Below are 17,515 nucleotides of genomic sequence, written 5' to 3' on the forward strand. Positions count from 1 at the left end.
CACAAAAGTTTGATTAAAAGGGCATCCTAAGTAAGGCTTACCTACGCAACGCCTCCAAATTGCTGACCGAAGGAAGACCCGTGCCGCTGATGCCCCGACTCGATGAGACGCAAGTGGACCACTCCACGCGCCCCGACGTGACCCGCCAGGACCTGGACAACACAGTTCCGCAGGGGCAGGATTTCGGCTCGCGCGTGGAACTGGCCCTCGGGGCAACCAACCACCTATTCAATGCCCGGAACTCACCCCGGTACGTTGCGCAGGTGCTGCAGGGCGTCACCACCGTGGCAACCAAGCTGGAGCGGACCACCCGGCCGTTCACCGGCGTCGTGCCCGCCGAAATGCGGGACCGCGTCGGCGCCGTGGACCTGGACACCCCTCTGCCGGACACCGCCGCGGCCCTGCAGGAACTCGAGGACGTCTACCTGCGCGACGCCGTCTACTTCCACGACCCCAAGTACGCCGCCCACCTCAACTGCCCCGTGGTGATCCCGGCGCTGGTGGGTGAGGCCATCCTGTCCGCCGTGAACTCCTCGCTGGACACCTGGGACCAGAGCGCCGGCGCCACCATGATCGAACGGCGCCTCATCGACTGGGCCGCCGGACGGCTGCACCTGGGCGCCGCGGCTGACGGCATCTTCACGTCCGGCGGCAGCCAGTCCAACCTCCAGGCCCTGCTCATCGCACGGAACCACGCTGTGGCCGGCCTCCGCCAGGACCCTGCCCGGGCATCCCTCCGGCTCCCGGCACTGCTGGATACCCTGCGCATCTTCACCTCCGAGGACAGCCACTTCAGCGTCCAGAAGTCAGCGTCCATGCTGGGCCTCGGGTTTGATGCCGTCATCACCATCCCGTGCTCCGCGGACCACCGGATGGACCCGGCGGCACTTGCCTCGGCCATGGCGGAAGCGCACGACGCCGGCCTGACCGCCATGGCTGTAGTGGCCACCGCCGGGACAACGGACTTCGGCGCGGTGGACCCGCTCGCAGAGCTCGCCGCCCTGGCCCGTGCCTACGGTGCCTGGTTCCATATCGACGCCGCCTACGGCGGCGGCCTGATGGTCTCCGGCCGGTACCGGCACCTGCTGGACGGCACAGGACTCGCGGACTCAGTCACCGTCGACTTCCACAAGACCTTCTTCCAGCCTGTCAGCTCCAGCGCCCTGCTGGTCCGGGAAGCGGCGATGCTGCGCCACATCACGTACTACGCCGATTACCTGAACCCGGAGAGCGCAGCCCTGGCGGACATCCCCAACCAGGTGGACAAGAGCATCCAGACCACCCGCCGCTTCGACGCCCTGAAGCTCTGGCTCACCCTGCGCATCATGGGGGCGGACGCCATTGGCGCGCTCTTCGACGAGGCCATCGACCTCGCCGCCCGCGTGGGTTCGGCCCTCGAGGCCGACCACGATTTCGAGCTTGCCGCTGCACCGCAGCTGAGCACCCTCGTGTTCCGCTACCGCCCTGTGCTGGAATCCGGCGCACGCCTCTCCGATGAGGACGCCGATGCCCTCAACCCTGCCATCCGGGCGGCCGTCTTCGCTTCCGGCAAAGCCGTGGTGGCCGGCACCAAGGTGGGCGGACGCCACTACCTCAAGTTCACGCTCCTCAACGCCGAGGCCACCCTCGAAGACATCACGGAGATCATCACCCTCCTGCGCAGCACCGGCGCCGGACTCCTGCAGAAGGAAACCACCGCATGAGCACCTCCGCCAACGGCGCCATCTTCGACTTCGCTGCGATCGGCGTCGGGCCCTTCAACCTGGGCCTGGCCGCCCTCACAGAACCCGTGGAGGGCCTCAACGGCATCTTCCTCGAACAGCGCGATTCCTTCGACTGGCACCCCGGCATGATGCTGGAACCCGCGCACCTGCAGGTTCCCTTCATGGCTGACCTGGTGACCATGGCGGACCCCACTTCGCCCTACTCATTCCTGAACTTCCTGAAGCAGACAGGCCGGCTCTACCGCTTCTACATCCGGGAAAACTTTTACCCGCTGCGCGCCGAGTTCAACCAGTACTGCCAGTGGGTGGCCGGGCAGCTGCCTTCAGTGCGTTTCGGCACGGCCGTGCAGGAGGTGGCATACGACGACGGCGTGTACCGGCTCTCCGTGTCAGGTCCGGACGGGCCGGAGGTGCTTTACGCGCGGCGGCTGGTGCTGGGCACCGGCACCTCCGCGTACGTGCCGGCTGCGGCCGAGGGGATCCTTGCCGCCGCGGCTGCCGGAGGCGGGGGAGTGGCCTTCCACAACGCCGAGTACCTGGCCCGGAAAGCCGAACTGCAGCGGCAGCGCAGCATCACCATCCTGGGGAGCGGCCAAAGCGCGGCGGAGATCTATTACGAGCTGCTGCAGGAAGCGGACGCCTACGGATACCAGCTGAACTGGGTGACCCGCTCGGGCAGGTTCTTCCCGCTGGAGTACACCAAGCTGACCCTGGAGATGACCTCGCCGGAATACGTGGACTACTTCCATGGCCTCCCGCCGGAGCAGCGAGACCACCTTAACAAGACCCAGAAGAACCTCTACAAGGGCATCAACTCGGACCTGATCGATGCCATCTACGACCTCCTCTACACCAGGAGCCTGTCCGGCATGGTGGACACCCAGCTGCTCACCCACTCCACGCTGACAGCCGCCGAATGGGACGCGGCCGGTGTAACTCACCGGCTGCACCTGGAGCATGGCGAACAGGGCACCTCCTACACCCTGGACAGCGAGGCCGTGGTGCTGGCCACCGGGTACGGCTACCGTGAACCCGCGTTCCTCACCGGGGTACAGGACCGGATTGCCCGGGATGGTTCCGGCCGCTTCGCCGTGGACCGGAACTACAGCACCGGCGTTGAACCGGGCGAGATCTTCGTCCAGAACGCCGAACTGCACACCCACGGGTTCGTCACCCCGGACCTGGGCATGGGTGCCTACCGCAACTCCTGCATCCTCCGGGAAATGACCGGCCGCGAGATATACCCGGTGGAACGCAGCATCGCCTTCCAGCAGTTCGGGGCGCCTGCGCAGTCCGGAAAACATCCGGCACCCGCAGCGGGGAACGTGCCCGTGGAGGTGCCGGCATGAGGTTTACGTTCCGCTGCGTGGACCCCGTGGCGGACGCACCGCTCCTGCACAGCTGGGTAACCCAGCCGTACGCCTCGTTCTGGGGAATGCAGTCCGCCACCGAGGCCGATGTCGTTGACGAATACGCGAAGATCCAGGCCAGCGGCCACCACCACGCCCTCCTGGGGCTCGACGGCGGCGTCCCCGCCTTCCTGATGGAGGAGTACCTTCCGGCGTCCTCGCCGCTGGCCGCCGCCTACCCCGTCCTTCCCGGCGACGCGGGGATGCACCTGCTGGTGGCGCCGCCGTCGGGCGACCCGGAGCCGGGCTTCACCACCGCCGTCATGGACACCGTCCTGGCCCGGCTGTTCGGCAGGCCGGAGGTGGAGCGCATCGTGGTGGAACCCGACGCCCGCAACACCAAAATCCATGCCCTTAACGGACGGTTCGGGTTCCTGCCCGCGGGCGTGGTGGGGCTGCCGGACAAGGATGCGCTGCTCAGCTTCTGCACCCGGGCCGGCTACCTCGCTGCCCGTGAAAACCTACTCCAGCTGAAAACCACCGCCACCACCCAGACAGAAGACCTGCAGGGAGCCGCAGCACTATGACCGTCCAGCTTGATTCCACCGCCACCGCCGCAGCAGCAGCGCCACACCTCGAAGGTGGCCGGTGGGATGCCGCCAACCGGCACCTGCTCCGCAAGGCGATCGCCGAGTTCTCGCACGAACGGATCCTCACACCAGAGCCCGTGCCTGGCGCTCCGGAGGCCAACACCTACCGCCTGGCCAGTGCCGACGGCTCCCACGAGTACCGGTTCACCGCCAGGATCCTGGAGCTGGAGCACTGGTCCATCAGCGCGGACTCCATCCGGCACCTCCAGGACGGCACCGAAGCGCCGCTGGACGTGCTGGAGTTCATCACCGTGTTCCACAAGACCCTCGGCATCAACCTCCAGATGCTCCCGGTCTACCTGGAAGAGGTCAGCAGCACCCTGGCCAGCCATGCCTACAAGCAATGGGCCGGCCAGCCCTCCGCCGGGGAACTGGCCGCCGGGGTGACGGGCGGGCAGGACATCGCCGCCGACTTCCAGGCGATCGAGCGGAGCATGACCGAAGGACACCCGTGCTTCGTGGCCAACAACGGCCGGCTGGGGTTCGGCGTCAGCGATTACCTGGCCTTCGCGCCGGAAACCGGGGCGCCCGTGCTGCTGGAATGGATCGCCGTGCACCGCAGCCACGCAGTGGTCAGCACCAGCAGCGGGCTGGACTACGCGGCACACCTCGACGCCGAACTGGGCCCCCTGGCCGGCAGCTTCACCAGCGAACTGCTGCTGCAGGGCCTGGACCCGGACCAGTACTTCTTCATGCCGGTCCACCCCTGGCAATGGGAGAACAAGCTCACGGTCACCTTCGCGGCTGAAATCGCCCGGCAGCGCATCGTCTACCTGGGAACCGGAACCGATTCCTACCAGGCACAGCAGTCCATCAGGACGTTCTTCAACACCAGCCAGCCCTCGCGGAACTACGTGAAGACCGCCATGTCCGTGCTGAACATGGGGTTCATGCGCGGCCTCTCACCCCAGTACATGAAGGCCACGCCGGCCATCAACGACTGGCTGCGGAAGCTGATCACCGCCGACGCCGCACTGCAACAGCGCGGGTTCACCATGATCGGCGAAATCGCGGCCATCGGCTACCACAACAGGACCTACGAGGCCGCGTCAGCCAGCGGGTCGCCGTACCGGAAAATGCTGTCCGCACTGTGGCGGGAAAGTCCGCTGCCGCTCCTTGAGGACGGGCAGCAACTGACCACCATGGCCGCGCTGCTGCACGTGGATTCCGCCGGAAAGCCCATGGTTTCAGCCCTGATCGAGCGCTCCGGCCTGGCCCCGGAGGACTGGCTGCGCCGCTACTTCGAGGCGTACCTGGTGCCGTTGGTGCACTGCCTCTACAACTACGAGCTCGCCTTCATGCCCCACGGCGAAAACGTCATCCTGGTGCTCGAGGAGGGTGTTCCAGTGCGTGCCATCATGAAGGACATCGCCGAAGAGATCGTGGTGATGGGGGACCGGCTGGACCTCCCCGAGGAGGTTGCCCGGATCCGGGCGGACATCCCCGACGGCGAGAAAGTGCTGGCCATCTTCACCGACATTTTCGACTGCATCTTCCGCTTCCTCGCTGCACTGCTCGACGACGGGACGCTTCCGCAGGAAGCCTTCTGGCGTACCGCCGCCGCCGCCGTCCGGGACTACCAGGCACAGCACCCCGGGCTGGCCGGACAGTTCGCCCGGCACGATCTGTTCGCTGCGGACTTTGAGCTGTCCTGCCTGAACCGGCTGCAGCTGCGGAACAACCAGCAGATGCTGGACCTTACGGATCCGTCAGGAGGCCTGCAGATGGCCGGCCGCCTGGCCAATCCGCTGGCACGCTTCGCAGGTGAACCCACAGGCGAAGCCGGGGGAAAAACAGAGCCAAGCAGGGGCAGCGGTGGCTAGGCTGGCTGAATGACACAGACCCCTTCACGGACAACTGCCCTGGTGACCGGCGCCAGCGCAGGCCTGGGCGCCGAGTTTGCCCGCCAACTCGCCGCCGAGGGCTGCCACCTGGTGCTGGTGGCCCGCAACAGGAGCCGCCTCGAGGAGGCCGCCGCGGAGCTGGAACGGCGCTACGGAACCACCGCTGAGGTTCTCCCCGCCGACCTGACGGACGACGCCGACGTGGCCGCCGTCGTCGAACGCCTGTCCGATCCGGAGCGCCCCGTGGGCATCCTGGTCAACAACGCGGGCATCGGGCTGCTGCACAATTTCGAGGACAACCCCGTGGAGGAGGAGAAGAGGCACCTGAAGCTGCACGCTGAAACCGCCTTGGTTCTTTCGCACGCGGCGCTCAAGGGCATGCTGGACCGTGGCGAAGGCCGGATCATCAACGTGGCCAGCATCGCCGCCTTCCTCCCGCGCGGAACTTATTCGGCGGCCAAGGCATGGCTGCTGAGCTTTAGCCGCTGGGCGAACCTGGCCTACCGGACCCGCGGCATCAAAGTGACGGCGGTGTGCCCGGGCTTCACGCACACCGAGTTCCACGACCGGATGGGGATGGACAAGTCCGTGGCACCGAAGTGGACCTGGCTGGCGGCCGAGCGGGTGGTTCGGGAGGGGCTCGCGGACAACGCCAGGGGCAAAGCCGTCTCCATCCCGTCCAAGCGCTACAAGGTGGTGGCAGCCCTGGCCCGGATCGCTCCGCCCAGGCTAATGGCGGGGCCGCCGCGCAAGCCCCAGGAGGAGGGCGGGGGAGCGTGAACCCCGCCGGCGGACGGCCACCACAACGGCGATGCCCATCAGCGCGCCCACCAGGGTCTCGATGGCGCGCTCCAGGATCAGGACGCCGGGGTCCGCGGGTGCCGCGAGCTGGGTCATCAACAGGATGACCGGAGTGAAGGACACCATGGCCAGGCCGTAGTGCCGCGTCATGAACAGCTCGGTGGTGAACTGGAACAGGACCACCAGCAGCGCCAGAACCACTGCCTGCTGCCCGGGGAACAGTCCGGGCAGGGTCCAGGGGGCGGGGAGGATCACGACGGCGGTCACGGCCAGCCCCACGAACGTCCCCACGATGCGGTGGATACCGCGGCGGACGCTGCTGGGGAGGTCCGCGCCGGCCAGCGGAACAGCCGCGGCAGCCATGGCCCAGTGCGGGTGCCCGCTGCCGGTGAGGACGCCGATGGTTCCGGCGGCACCGACGGCCAGCACGTAGCGGGCGGCGTGGATCAGCATGGCGCGGTGGTCCAGCGGCTGCGACGCGGCGGGGATGCGGACGGCCCCCCGCTGCCACCGGCGCCGGCGGACCCACCCGGCGAAGCCAACCACGGCGGCGAACGCCGCTGAACCCGCCGCGATCAGCACTGCGGTGTACCAGGGGACAGCCATGGGCACCGACGCGCAGGCGCCCAGGGCCAGGATGCCGAAGAACGGGCCGTTGGGCTTGAGCCGCACGCGGTCGGAGTAGATCGAGCCCAGTCCCGCCAGCGCAGCCTCGATGGCCACCAGCGCCCACGAATGGATGTGGTTGACGGACAGGAACACGCCCACCGAGACGCCGCCCAGGAGCACCAGGGCTGCCTGGGACTGGTGGAGGATCCGCAGCTGGTGAGGTTCGGACCGGCCGTACATTCCGGTCAGGGCACCGAAGACGGCGTAGATAATGAGGTCCGCCCGGCCCGCGGCAAGCAGGAGCAGGGACGGGACGGCCACGCTGAGGGCAACCCGCAGCGCGGCGAGCTGGTCCGCGTTGGCGGGCTCCAGCCGGTGGAGGGCGCGCACGTGGTGCAGGACGCGTTCCATGCCGTGCCACCTCCTCCTTGCTTCCGGCCGCTTTGCGGACGACTCAACCTTAAACGCTCGGACCGCCGCACCCGGTATGGGTGCGGCGGTCCATGTAACGGAGCGGAACAGTTGGCCGGTTAGGCGTTGACCGGGGCCTTGCCGCCGTCCTGCGGATGAGTGTCGAACGGCAGCTCGTCAACGTTGATCAGCGGGTTCTCGTCCTGGGTCTTGACCAGCTCGCGGGCCTCCGCCTCCGTGTCCACGCTGGGCATGGATCCCGGAAGCGGACGGTTGGCCGATTCCTTCAGGAAGTAGATGGCCACGGCGCCCACCAGGGAGGTGGCCATCAGGTAGTAGGCGGGCATCATGTCGTTGCCGGTTGACTTGATCAGCAGTTCCACAATGAATGGGGTGGTGCCGCCGAAGATAGCCACGGCGAAGTTGTAGGCAATGCCCATGGCACCGTACCGGCTGGACGTGGGGAACTGGGCCGGCAGGGAGGACGCCAGGTTGGCCACGTAGAACGTGACGGGGAAGGCCACCAGGGCCAGCCCGGCAAGGGTGGACCACACTTCGCCAATGCCGATCAGCAGGAAGGCCGGGGTGGCCAGGACAATGGTGCTCACCGCGCCAACCCACAGCACGGGACGGCGGCCGATGCGGTCCGACAACTTACCGGTCAGCGGAATGCAGAGGCTCATGATTACCAGAACCGGGATGGTCAGCAGCGTGCCGTGTACTTCGTCGTAGCCCTTGGACGTGGTGAGGTATGTGGGCATGTAGGACGTCAGAGCGTAGCCGGCGGTGTTGGCTGCAGCCACCACCACCATGGCAACCACGATGGGCCGCCAGTAGGCCTTGACGATTCCCACCGGGCCCTTGGCGGCGGAGGTGTCGCCCTCGGTGGCGTTCTTGGCGTTCTCTTCCTGGGCGTCCAGGGTGGCCTGGAACTGCGGGGATTCCTCGATCTTGCTCCGGAAGTACACCGCGATGAGGCCCAGCGGACCTGCCAAGAGGAACGGGATGCGCCAGCCCCACTGCTCCATGGTGTCCTGGCCCAGGGTCAGCTGCAGGACCGAAACCAGGGCGGCGCCCATGGCAAAGCCCATGTAGCTGCCCAGATCAAGGAAGCTCGCGAAGAAGCCGCGGCGCTTGTCGGCGGCGTACTCGCTGACGAACGTGGTAGCACCGGCGTACTCGCCACCGGTGGAGAAGCCCTGGATCACCTTGAGCAGCACCAGCAGTGCGGCCGCCCACAATCCGATTTGCGCGTAGCCCGGCAACAGGCCGACAGCGAACGTGCTGGCGGCCATGATCATCAGCGTGGTGGCAAGGATCTTTTGCCGGCCAACCTTGTCGCCCAACCAGCCGAACACCACGCCGCCAAGCGGGCGGGCAATGAAGGTTGCAGCGAACGTGCCCAACAGGAACAGGTTGCGCGTAGTGGGATCGGATTCCGGCAGGAAGACCGGGCCCATGGTGGTGATGAGGTAGCCGAAGACACCTACGTCATACCATTCCATGGTGTTGCCGACGATGGTGCCGCCGAGGGCCTTCTTAAGCATCGGCTGGTCAACCACGTTGACGTCGGATTCCTTCAGCCGGCGCCGCGGAAGGAGCTTGGGCTTCTTGGCGGTTTTCATTGCTGCTGGGTCTGTTCCGCGGGCGTTCCTGGCGCCTGCTGAAGAGTCGGTGTTGCTTTGGTCTGTGGGCATTTGGTCAGCTCCTGTGGAGGTCATTTGCTTGCGACTACTTGCTGCCCCGCTCCGGGCAGGCCTTCAATTTTACGCCGATTTTGTAGCGTTCGCCCGTTTGATGCCGTACTGTCTACCCCTTTGGGTACGTTTCAGACCAACTTTTACGGGCTGATTTCCCTGGTTTTCCCTTATGAATACTGGGAAGCATGCTGATTGTGTCCACCGTCACTGAATCTTTTTCCGCAACCGTTCGTTGGAGCACCGTTTCGGCCGTAATCCGGCGCCGGATGTGAGGGCGGACACTGCTGCGGCGGAGGTTTCCGGTGGCGATTTTGCCGACCGCAGGCGGCGCCCGGGGGGTTCACAGGCGCCGGACCGGTGCCTATGGTTGATCAATGGACACACTGCTCTTCGAATAGGCGGACGCGTGCGGCCGGGAAGTCCCCGCTGCCCGACACCGAACCAGTCACGCCGGCGCTGCTGTGCCTCACAGCGCCGACCTCACGAATGTGCCGGCATTCCCGACTATCACGGAGGCCCAGGTGCCTCTTCACAGGACTTCATTTCACCGTGGAAAGGAAGAAAAATGGCTGACGAAAACCGCAAATCCCGTCTCAATCCGGAGATGGCGGACCATCTGGCGGCTGCAATGGACACTCCGGACATGCCCGCAGCGGCCACCACCGCTGCTGGCGCCATGCCGCAGCAAAACTCCTGGCCGGACGGCAACGGCAAGCGCCGCCACCCGAAGGACCGGGGATCCGGCCACGGGCGGATGGGCCACGAAGCCTCCGTGGCCGCTGTGCACCGGACCGGGAAGCCGCAGATGCCGCACTCGTCCTAGCTGCGAACCACGGGAGCTACCGCACCAGCTGGCAAAGGACCCGTCAGCCCTCCCGGACAACCTCTGACGGGTCCTTGTCCAGCCGCCATCCCCGCCACCGGGGATGCCGCAACCGTCCCGGGCCTGTCCACTCCCCGTAGGTCACCTCACCCACGAGTTGCGGCGTGACCCAGTGCGCGTCCGAGGAGTCAGGCCGGGGGACCTCGTGGAAAGGCGACGTTTTCCGTGCCAACTGCTCCACGGTCTGCCGCAGTTCGGCCAGTTCGCGGCCACTGAACCCACTGCCCACCCGGCCTACATACTGGAGTTTGTTGCCGTCGGGGATGCCCACCAGCAGCGATCCCACGGTTTCCTGGCGGCCGCCCTTGCCCGGGCGCCAGCCGCCCACCACCACTTCCTGGGTGCGCTCCGTCTTGAGCTTGATCCAGGTCCGGGTGCGCTGTCCGCTGACGTAACGGCTGTCCGTGCGCTTGGCCATCACGCCCTCGAGCCCCAGCTCCCGTGCGCTGTCCATGATGTGTTCCACGGGATCCTCCAGCACCATGGACAGTTCCACTGGGCAGTCCGAGGGCCGGAAGAACTCTTCAAGCCGTTCGCGCCGCTTGCTGAGCGGTAGCCGCCGGAGATCTGTGCCGCCGTTGTACAGGAGGTCGAAAAGCATCAGCCGGACGGGAATGGTTTCCTGCGCTTTGGCGACGTCGGCGGCCCGGGTGAGTTTCATCCTGCCCTGCAGCAGGCCGAAGTCCGGCCTGCCGGATGGCCCGACGGCGATGATCTCACCGTCGGCCACGAACGGCTGCTCCGGCCAGCACCGTCGGTCCGTTAGCTCGGGGTAAGTCTTGGTGACGTCGTTGCCGTTGCGGCTGAAGATCCGCACCGTGGCCTCATCTGCCACGAGGATGGCGCGTACCCCGTCCCATTTGAGTTCAACCTGCCAGTCGCTGCCCATGAGGTCTGCAGGCACCCCGGCGGTGGCCATCATGGGGCCGAATTCGTCGGGGGAAACATGCTCGGCACTGCCCACTTCTTCGGCACTGTCCGCAGGCTCCGCTGGCGAAGGCGCGTGCCGCCGTCGTGCGCCCTGGTCCTCCTTGTCCATCAGGTGGATCAGCCACTGCTTCTCGGCGTCGCTGCCCTGGCCGCGGCCGGTATGGATGAGGGCTACTTTCCTGGTGCCGCCCAGCCCGCCGTCCTCGGAGCCGGTGAGGGTAACGATCACCTCCTTACCGTTGATCCACTTGTGCAGCTCATAGGTGCCGGTGTCCCAGATGGTCATCTCGCCGGCACCGTACTCGCCCTTGGGAATGGTGCCGTGGAAGGTGAGGTAGTCCATTGGGTGGTCCTCGGTCTGGACGGCCAGGTGGTTCTTGCCGCCCGACTCCGGCACACCCTTGGGCAGCGCCCAGGATGCCAGGACACCCTCGTGCTCCAGCCTGAGGTCCCAGTGCAGGCGGCTGGCGTGGTGTTCCTGAATCACGAAGGCATCGCCGCCGCGCGGGGCGCCACTGAACGGCTCAGGCGTGGCTGCGGGGTCGCGCATCGCACGGTACTTCACCAGGCGGGGATTCCCGCCGTGGTGCGTGCGGTCCTGAGCTGTGCCTGCGCCGCGCTCGCTGTCGTCCAGCGTTCCGGCTGCGCGGACGACGGCGGCGAACGGGTCCTTGCCCTCCTGCACCCGACGCAGCACCTCGCGGTAGTCGAGGTGCTTGAGCCTGGGGGAGCTGATTTCCCGCCACGTCCGCGGCGCCGCAACCATGGGGGTGGGCCGGCCGCGCAGGGAGTAAGGCACGATGGTGGTTTTCGCGGCGTTATTCTGGCTCCAGTCCACCAGGACCTTGCCCTTGCGGAGGGTCTTCTTCATGTCGCTGACGGCGAGGTCCGGGTGGTCGGATTCCAGGGCGCGCGCCAGTTCCCGGGCGAACTCGGAGATCTGGTCCGAGGTCTGCGTGCCATCCAGGGGCGCGTATAAGTGGATGCCCTTGCTGCCGCTGGTGACGGGGACCGGGTCCAGGCCCACGTCCTGCAGGATGGCGCGGGCCAGCAACGCCACTTCACGGCATTCGGCGAGGCCGGCGCCATCGCCGGGGTCCAGGTCAAGGACCAGCCGGTCCGGGTTCAGCTGGTGGCCCTGCGCATCCACCCGCCACTGGGGCACGTGGATTTCGAGGGAGTTGATCTGCCCGAACCAGGTGAGGACGGCGGGGTCGTTGACCATCGGGTAGTGGATGGTCCGGTCCTTGTGGGTGATGGCAGCGCGGGGAAGCCATTCCGGGGCCGAGTCCTCCAGGTTCTTTTGGAAGAAGACTTCGCCGGGCTTCCCTGCGGTGCCGACGCCGTTGACCCACCGTTTCCGGGTGGCGGGCCGGTTGGCCGCGGCGGGGATGAGGACATGGGCCACCGCGGCGTAGTAGGCCAGCACATCTGCCTTGGTGGTTCCGGTTTCCGGGTAGATGATTTTGTCCAGGTTGGTCAGCGTCAGCTCCCGCCCGGCCACGCGGACACGTTCCTTAGAAGCCATGGGTCTTCACCTCCGGCCCGGTGTGCTGTTGACTGTAGTGATGAGAGCCATCTGGAAGGGTGCCATCGCATTTGGGCTGGTCAACGTGCCCGTCAAGGTCTACAGCGCCACAGAGGATCATGACATCAGTCTGCACCAGGTCCACAACGCCGACGGTGGAAGGATCCGCTACCAGCGCCGTTGCGAGGTCTGCGGGCAGGTGATCGACTACTCGGACATCGAGAAGGCCTTTGAGGAGGACGGCCGCACGGTGGTGCTGTCCAAGGATGAGCTCAAGGCCATCCCGGCGGAGAACAGCCACGAAATCGAAGTGGTGCAGTTCGTCCCCTCCGAGCAGCTCGAACCGATGATGTTCGAGAAGAGCTATTACCTGGAACCGGACTCCAAGTCGCCCAAAGCCTACGTGCTGCTGCGCAGGGCCCTCGAGGACACTGACAGGGTGGCCATCGTCCAGTACGCCCTGCGCGAGAAGACCCGCCTGGGGGCGCTGCGGATCAAGGATGACGTCCTGGTGCTGCAGTCCCTGCTATGGCCGGACGAGGTGCGTGAGGCGAACTTCCCCGCGCTGGATACCGCCATCAAAATCTCGGCCCAGGAACGCGACATGTCCGCAGCGCTGGTCGAATCGATGGCCGCGGACTTTGAACCGGAGTCCTTTACCGACGACTACCAGGTGCAGCTGCGGAAGCTGATCGACGCAAAGCTGGAGCAGGGCGAGTCCCTGGACACTGATGAAACGTTCGGCGTGGAAGCGGGCGACGGCGGCAAGGGCGAGGTCATCGACCTGATGGAGGCCCTGAAGCGCAGCCTCGACCGGAAACGCGGCGGGGCGGCAGCGGCCACGGGCGGAGCCGATTCCCAGGAGGAAGACTCCGACGACGGCGGGTCGGAGGATGGGGATAAGCCCGCCAGGCCCGCGCGGAGGTCCTCCGGCTCACGGTCGTCAGGAACGGAGACTGCCGCCGCTTCGAAGACATCAACGTCCAAGGCCACGGCGTCCAAGAGCACTGCAGCCAAGGGCACTTCAACCCGGAGCACCGCAGCGAAGTCCACGGGCACTGCTGCAAAGACAGCCGCCGCCAAATCCACCGGGAGCAAGGCGGCCGCGTCCAAGAGCACCGAAAAACCCGCCGCTAAGGCCACCACCAGGGCACGCAAGCCAGCGTAGGCAGGCGCGGGGCCGTAGCCGCCGCCCCTGCAAATAGCCGGACCACCTTTACAGCCGGTGCCCGCGCGGCCAGAATGAGTCGCATCGCAGCGCCCGCTGTGCCCGCAGCGCGCTGAACCCAACGGCTCGATGAGGAGCGCGGACCATGAATGACCAGACCGATGCGGCCGAGGCGGACCGGGCGCTTAAACAGAAGCACCGTGCCATGTGGGCGTCCGGCGACTACCCGGCGCTGGCGGATGAATTACTCCTGGAGTTGGGCGCCATCCTGGTGGAAGCATGCGGCGTCCGTTCCCGCCACCGGGTGCTGGACGTGGCCGCCGGGTCAGGGAACGCGGCTATCCCCGCGGCCATGATGGGTGCCAAGGTGGTGGCCTCGGACCTCACGCCGGAGCTCTTCGAAGCCGGACGGCGCGAAGCCGGCAACCGTGGCGTCAGCCTGGAATGGAAAGAAGCCGACGCCGAGGCGCTGCCGTTCGACGACGCCGCGTTCGACGTCGTAATGTCCTGCCTGGGTACCATGTTCGCGCCGCGGCACCAGGCGGCGGCGGATGAGATGCTCCGCGTCTGCAAACCCGGCGGGAATATCGGGCTGCTCAGCTGGACCCCGGAGGGTTTCGTGGGCCGGATGTTCGCCACCATGAAGCCCTTCGCCCCGCCGCCACCGCCAGGGGCCCAGCCGGCACCGCTCTGGGGGAACGAAGAGCACGTCCGCGAACTGCTGGGGGACAGGGTCACCGACGTGACAGTCCGCAAGCAGGCCCTGGCGGTGCGGAGTTTCCACCAGCCCGGCGACTTTGTCCGCTACTTCAAATCCCACTACGGCCCCACCATCGCCGTCTACAAGTACATCGGCGCCGACGCGGACAAAGTCAGGGAACTGGACCAGGCGCTGACTGACCTCGCCGACTCATTTGGCGACGCCCACGGCGACACCCCGTTCCAAATGGAGTGGGAATACCTGCTGTTCACCGCGAGGAAGGCCTGACATGCCAGGAGACTTCACGGCAACATCCAGCACCACCATAGACGCCCCGCCGGACCGCGTCTGGAACGTCATCACGGACCCGGCGGCGGCCAGGGAATTCATGCTCGGGGCAGTACTGGAAACAGACTGGGCAGAGGGAAGCCCCATCACCTGGAGCGGCGAATGGGAAGGCAAACCGTACCAGGACAAGGGCAAGGTGCTGGAGGCGGTTCCTGGCCGGAAACTGGTGCACACCCACTTCAGCGCCCTCAGCGGCGGGGAGGACGTCCCGGAGAACTACCACACACTGACCTGGACGCTGCAGGACCGCGACGGCGGGACCCACCTCACGCTTACCCAGGACAACAACCCGAGCGAAGAGGCGGCAAGCCACTCGAAGGGCATGTGGGACAAGCTCGTGGCCGACGTGAAATCCATCGCCGAACGGGGGTGACCCTGACGATTAAAGCCAGCGGCCGCCGTCGTGCCGTTCCCTCGAGGGGAAGGCGCGACGGCGGCCGCTTAGCTTAGTCCGGCTGCCGGGCAGCCTGCTTGCTACTCGGCGTCGTGGTCCGTTTCCAGGATCTGCACCAGGCGTTCCAGGGCGTCGTCGGCGCCTGCACCCTCGGCGCGGAGCACCACGACGTCGCCGTGTGAGGCGCCCAGGCTCATGAGGGACAGGATGCTGGCCGCATCCATGGCCTCGTCGGCGGGCTCGCCTTCACGGGCGATGGTGATGTCCAGGTCGAACTCGCCGGCTGCCTCGGCAAAGATGGCGGCGGGACGGGCGTGCAGGCCCACGCGGCTGGCGACGGTGGCGGTGCGTTCTGGCATTGTTGCTCCTTTGTCTTTCGGCGAGCTGACAGTTCAGCGCCGTGAGTTTGTGTCGGTGGGCCGGATCAGACGGTTACGGGAACCGGTTCAACCGTATCAACCGACTTCTTCACTGCCCAGCGCTTCAGCGCCACCACAGCCAGTGCACTGACCACCGTGCCGGCGATGATCGAAACGATGAACATCAGCACATTGCCGATGGCGAAGAACACGAAGATACCGCCGTGGGGTGCCTGCGACGTGACGTTGAAGGCCATGGTGAGGGCACCGGTGAGTGCACCGCCCAGCATGCTGGCGGGGATGACCCGCAGCGGGTCGGCAGCGGCGAACGGGATGGCGCCTTCGGAGATGAAGGAAGCGCCCAGCAGCCAGGCTGCCTTGCCGTTTTCGCGTTCAGCCAGGCTGAAGAGTTTCTTGTCCAGGACGGTGGCCAGGGCCATCGCCAGCGGCGGAACCATGCCCGCTGCCATGACGGTGGCCATGATCTGCCACGGTGCCTGGTTGGTGGCGCTGCCGGCGCTCAGGCCGGCAACGGCGAACGCGTAAGCCACCTTGTTGACCGGGCCGCCCAGGTCGAAGCACATCATGAGGCCCAGGATGATGCCCAGGACCACAGCGGAAGCACCGGTCATGCCGGACAGCCAGCTGTTGAGTGCGGTGGTGAGGCCCGCGATGGGTCCGCCGAGGACCAGGAACATGAGGCCCGAAGCCACGATGGAAGCCAGCAGCGGGATGATGACCACCGGCATGAGGCCACGCAGCCAGCGGGCCACCTGCCAGGTGCCGATCAGGTGCGCGATGTAGCCGGCCAGCAGGCCGCCCACGATGCCGCCGAGGAACCCGGCGCCCATGAATCCGGAAACTGCGCCAGCCACGAAACCGGGTGCGATGCCCGGGCGGTCAGCGATGGCGTAGGCGATGTAGCCGGCCAGCGCAGGGACCAGGAAGCCCATGGACAGGGCGCCGATCTTGAAGAATACAGCGCCCAGGTAAATGGCCAGGCCGCCTTCGGGGAGGTTGGCGAAGCTGTTTTCCAGCACCACCTTGTCCGCCACGCCGGTGATGTCGTAGCCGCCCAGCAGGAACCCGAGGGCGATCAGCAGGCCACCGCCGGCAACGAACGGGATCATGTAGCTGACGCCGGTGAGGAGTGCCCGCTTCAGCTTCTGGCCGATGTGCTCGCCTTTTTCGGCGGCCGCCTGCTCGGCCTGTTCCTCGGCACCGTAGTGCGGAACGCGGCGTGCGTGGGGATCGTCCGCGGCGGCCAGGGCTTCCTGGACCATCTTGGCGGGCTCGTCGATGCCGCGCTTGACGGGGGCGTTGATCACCGGCTTGCCGGCGAAGCGCTCCTTGCCGCGGACGTCCACGTCGACGGCGAAGATCACGGCGTCTGCTGCTGCGATGACGGCGGGGTCCAGCGGCTTGGCACCGGAAGAACCCTGGGTTTCCACCTGCAGGTCCACGCCGGCTTCCTGGGCGGCAGCCACGAGGGAATCGGCCGCCATGTAGGTGTGGGCGATGCCGGTGGGGCAGGCGGTGACGGCCACGATGCGGCGGGTGCGGGCGGTTGAGCCTGCGGAAGCGGTGGCTGAGCCGGCCGGAACCGAGCTTGCAGCAGCGCCCGCGGCGACCGTTTCAGCCGGTGCAGCAGCGTGTGCGGCCGGCTTGTCGGCGAGGGCGCCGTCCACCAGTTCCACGATCTCTGCCTCGGAGGAGGCGTTGCGGAGTGCAGCCGTGAAGTCCTTTTTAATGAGGGACCGGGCCAGCTTGGAGAGCAGCTTCAGGTGGGCCTGGTCGGCGCCGTCCGGAGCGGCGATGAAGAACACGAGGTCCGCGGGGCCGTCCTTGGCGCCGAAGTCCACCTTGGGAGACAGGCGGGCCATGGCCAGGGTGGGCTCGACCACCGCAGCGGAGCGGCAGTGCGGGATGGCGATGCCGCCGGGAATGCCGGTGGCGGTCTTCTGTTCGCGGGCGTAGGCGTCGGCAAAGAGGCCTTCAACCTCTGTTGCGCGTCCGGTGGCAGCAACCTTGCTTGCCAGGTGCCGGATCACCGCCTCGGGGTCGTTGCCCAGGTTCCGGTCGAGCTCGACCAGTTCCGTGGTGATGAGCTGAGTCAC

The 17,515-nt window shown here is 66.8% G+C and carries 14 protein-coding genes; 9 read left to right on the forward strand and 5 right to left on the reverse strand.

All coding sequences use genetic code 11. The features are described 5' to 3' along the window. The first annotated feature begins 80 nt into the window (after nt 1-80). Genes ACP3TD_RS03170 through ACP3TD_RS03190 form a run of 5 tightly spaced genes read left to right on the forward strand, consistent with a single transcriptional unit; the run spans nt 81 to nt 6,347 of the window. A complete protein-coding gene (locus ACP3TD_RS03170) occupies nt 81-1,703 on the forward strand; it encodes a pyridoxal phosphate-dependent decarboxylase family protein (protein WP_426765350.1) in 1,623 nt (540 codons plus the stop codon). Continuing rightward, nucleotides 1,700-3,073 (forward strand): lysine N(6)-hydroxylase/L-ornithine N(5)-oxygenase family protein, encoded by a 1,374-nt coding sequence (locus tag ACP3TD_RS03175; protein ID WP_426765352.1) that lies wholly within the window; start codon nt 1,700-1,702, stop codon nt 3,071-3,073. Before ACP3TD_RS03170 ends, ACP3TD_RS03175 begins: the two co-directional genes overlap by 4 nt. After that, complete coding sequence (locus ACP3TD_RS03180) at nt 3,070-3,660, forward strand: GNAT family N-acetyltransferase (protein ID WP_426765354.1); 591 nt, start codon at nt 3,070-3,072, stop codon at nt 3,658-3,660. The genes ACP3TD_RS03175 and ACP3TD_RS03180 overlap by 4 nt, the downstream gene beginning before the upstream one ends. Next, a complete protein-coding gene (locus ACP3TD_RS03185; RefSeq protein ID WP_426765355.1) occupies nt 3,657-5,546 on the forward strand; it encodes an IucA/IucC family protein in 1,890 nt (629 codons plus the stop codon). The genes ACP3TD_RS03180 and ACP3TD_RS03185 overlap by 4 nt, the downstream gene beginning before the upstream one ends. Before the next feature lie 9 nt (nt 5,547-5,555). After that, on the forward strand, nt 5,556-6,347 hold the full coding sequence (locus tag ACP3TD_RS03190; RefSeq protein ID WP_426765357.1) for an SDR family NAD(P)-dependent oxidoreductase: 792 nt from the start codon (nt 5,556-5,558) through the stop codon (nt 6,345-6,347). On the opposite strand, the gene ACP3TD_RS03195 is transcribed toward ACP3TD_RS03190, so the two are convergent. Both ACP3TD_RS03195 and ACP3TD_RS03200 read right to left on the reverse strand, forming a co-directional pair. Further along, nucleotides 6,297-7,388: an FUSC family protein gene (locus ACP3TD_RS03195; RefSeq protein WP_426765359.1), complete on the reverse strand. Its 1,092-nt coding sequence runs from the start codon at nt 7,386-7,388 to the stop codon at nt 6,297-6,299. The genes ACP3TD_RS03190 and ACP3TD_RS03195 overlap by 51 nt on opposite strands. A 119-nt stretch (nt 7,389-7,507) precedes the next feature. Then, nucleotides 7,508-9,085, reverse strand: coding sequence for an MFS transporter (locus ACP3TD_RS03200; RefSeq protein ID WP_426765361.1), 1,578 nt, complete (start codon nt 9,083-9,085; stop codon nt 7,508-7,510). 568 nt (nt 9,086-9,653) lie between these two features. Here ACP3TD_RS03200 and ACP3TD_RS03205 point away from each other — a divergent pair. Further along, nucleotides 9,654-9,911, forward strand: coding sequence for a hypothetical protein (locus ACP3TD_RS03205; protein ID WP_426765363.1), 258 nt, complete (start codon nt 9,654-9,656; stop codon nt 9,909-9,911). Between the two features lie 43 nt (nt 9,912-9,954). On the opposite strand, the gene ACP3TD_RS03210 is transcribed toward ACP3TD_RS03205, so the two are convergent. Next, on the reverse strand, nt 9,955-12,429 hold the full coding sequence (locus tag ACP3TD_RS03210) for an ATP-dependent DNA ligase (RefSeq protein WP_426765365.1): 2,475 nt from the start codon (nt 12,427-12,429) through the stop codon (nt 9,955-9,957). Nucleotides 12,430-12,469: 40 nt separating this feature from the next. Between ACP3TD_RS03210 and ACP3TD_RS03215 the strand changes: the two genes are divergently transcribed. The 3 genes from ACP3TD_RS03215 (at nt 12,470) to ACP3TD_RS03225 (ending at nt 15,018) form a co-directional block, all read left to right on the forward strand. Next, on the forward strand, nt 12,470-13,597 hold the full coding sequence (locus ACP3TD_RS03215) for a Ku protein (RefSeq protein WP_426765367.1): 1,128 nt from the start codon (nt 12,470-12,472) through the stop codon (nt 13,595-13,597). A gap of 145 nt (nt 13,598-13,742) precedes the next feature. Next, on the forward strand, nt 13,743-14,585 hold the full coding sequence (locus ACP3TD_RS03220) for a class I SAM-dependent methyltransferase (RefSeq protein ID WP_426765369.1): 843 nt from the start codon (nt 13,743-13,745) through the stop codon (nt 14,583-14,585). Nucleotide 14,586: 1 nt separating this feature from the next. Further along, the gene (locus ACP3TD_RS03225) at nt 14,587-15,018 is read left to right on the forward strand and encodes an SRPBCC family protein (protein WP_426765371.1); all 432 of its coding nucleotides are present in this window, start codon (nt 14,587-14,589) and stop codon (nt 15,016-15,018) included. 101 nt (nt 15,019-15,119) lie between these two features. Here ACP3TD_RS03225 and ACP3TD_RS03230 read toward each other — a convergent pair whose 3' ends face one another. Together ACP3TD_RS03230 and ACP3TD_RS03235 are read right to left on the reverse strand one after the other, a co-directional pair. Then, nucleotides 15,120-15,398 (reverse strand): HPr family phosphocarrier protein, encoded by a 279-nt coding sequence (locus tag ACP3TD_RS03230; protein ID WP_015935750.1) that lies wholly within the window; start codon nt 15,396-15,398, stop codon nt 15,120-15,122. A gap of 65 nt (nt 15,399-15,463) precedes the next feature. Further along, a complete protein-coding gene (locus tag ACP3TD_RS03235; protein WP_426765374.1) occupies nt 15,464-17,515 on the reverse strand; it encodes a PTS fructose transporter subunit IIABC in 2,052 nt (683 codons plus the stop codon).

It is taken from the genome of Pseudarthrobacter sp. 1G09, from assembly GCF_050038305.1.
Classification (GTDB): Bacteria; Actinomycetota; Actinomycetes; order Actinomycetales; family Micrococcaceae; genus Arthrobacter; species Arthrobacter equi.

Bases quoted from the DNA above. Each gene is read 5' to 3' on its own strand.
- ACP3TD_RS03180 (WP_426765354.1), top strand. From the start codon at position 3,070: ATGAGGTTTACGTTCCGCTGCGTGGACCCCGTGGCGGACGCACCGCTC.
- ACP3TD_RS03210 (WP_426765365.1), bottom strand. From the start codon at position 12,429: ATGGCTTCTAAGGAACGTGTCCGCGTGGCCGGGCGGGAGCTGACGCTG.
- ACP3TD_RS03215 (WP_426765367.1), top strand. From the start codon at position 12,470: ATGAGAGCCATCTGGAAGGGTGCCATCGCATTTGGGCTGGTCAACGTG.
- ACP3TD_RS03200 (WP_426765361.1), bottom strand. From the start codon at position 9,085: ATGCCCACAGACCAAAGCAACACCGACTCTTCAGCAGGCGCCAGGAAC.
- ACP3TD_RS03225 (WP_426765371.1), top strand. From the start codon at position 14,587: ATGCCAGGAGACTTCACGGCAACATCCAGCACCACCATAGACGCCCCG.
- ACP3TD_RS03205 (WP_426765363.1), top strand. From the start codon at position 9,654: ATGGCTGACGAAAACCGCAAATCCCGTCTCAATCCGGAGATGGCGGAC.
- ACP3TD_RS03195 (WP_426765359.1), bottom strand. From the start codon at position 7,388: ATGGAACGCGTCCTGCACCACGTGCGCGCCCTCCACCGGCTGGAGCCC.
- ACP3TD_RS03175 (WP_426765352.1), top strand. From the start codon at position 1,700: ATGAGCACCTCCGCCAACGGCGCCATCTTCGACTTCGCTGCGATCGGC.
- ACP3TD_RS03220 (WP_426765369.1), top strand. From the start codon at position 13,743: ATGAATGACCAGACCGATGCGGCCGAGGCGGACCGGGCGCTTAAACAG.
- ACP3TD_RS03185 (WP_426765355.1), top strand. From the start codon at position 3,657: ATGACCGTCCAGCTTGATTCCACCGCCACCGCCGCAGCAGCAGCGCCA.
- ACP3TD_RS03190 (WP_426765357.1), top strand. From the start codon at position 5,556: ATGACACAGACCCCTTCACGGACAACTGCCCTGGTGACCGGCGCCAGC.
- ACP3TD_RS03230 (WP_015935750.1), bottom strand. From the start codon at position 15,398: ATGCCAGAACGCACCGCCACCGTCGCCAGCCGCGTGGGCCTGCACGCC.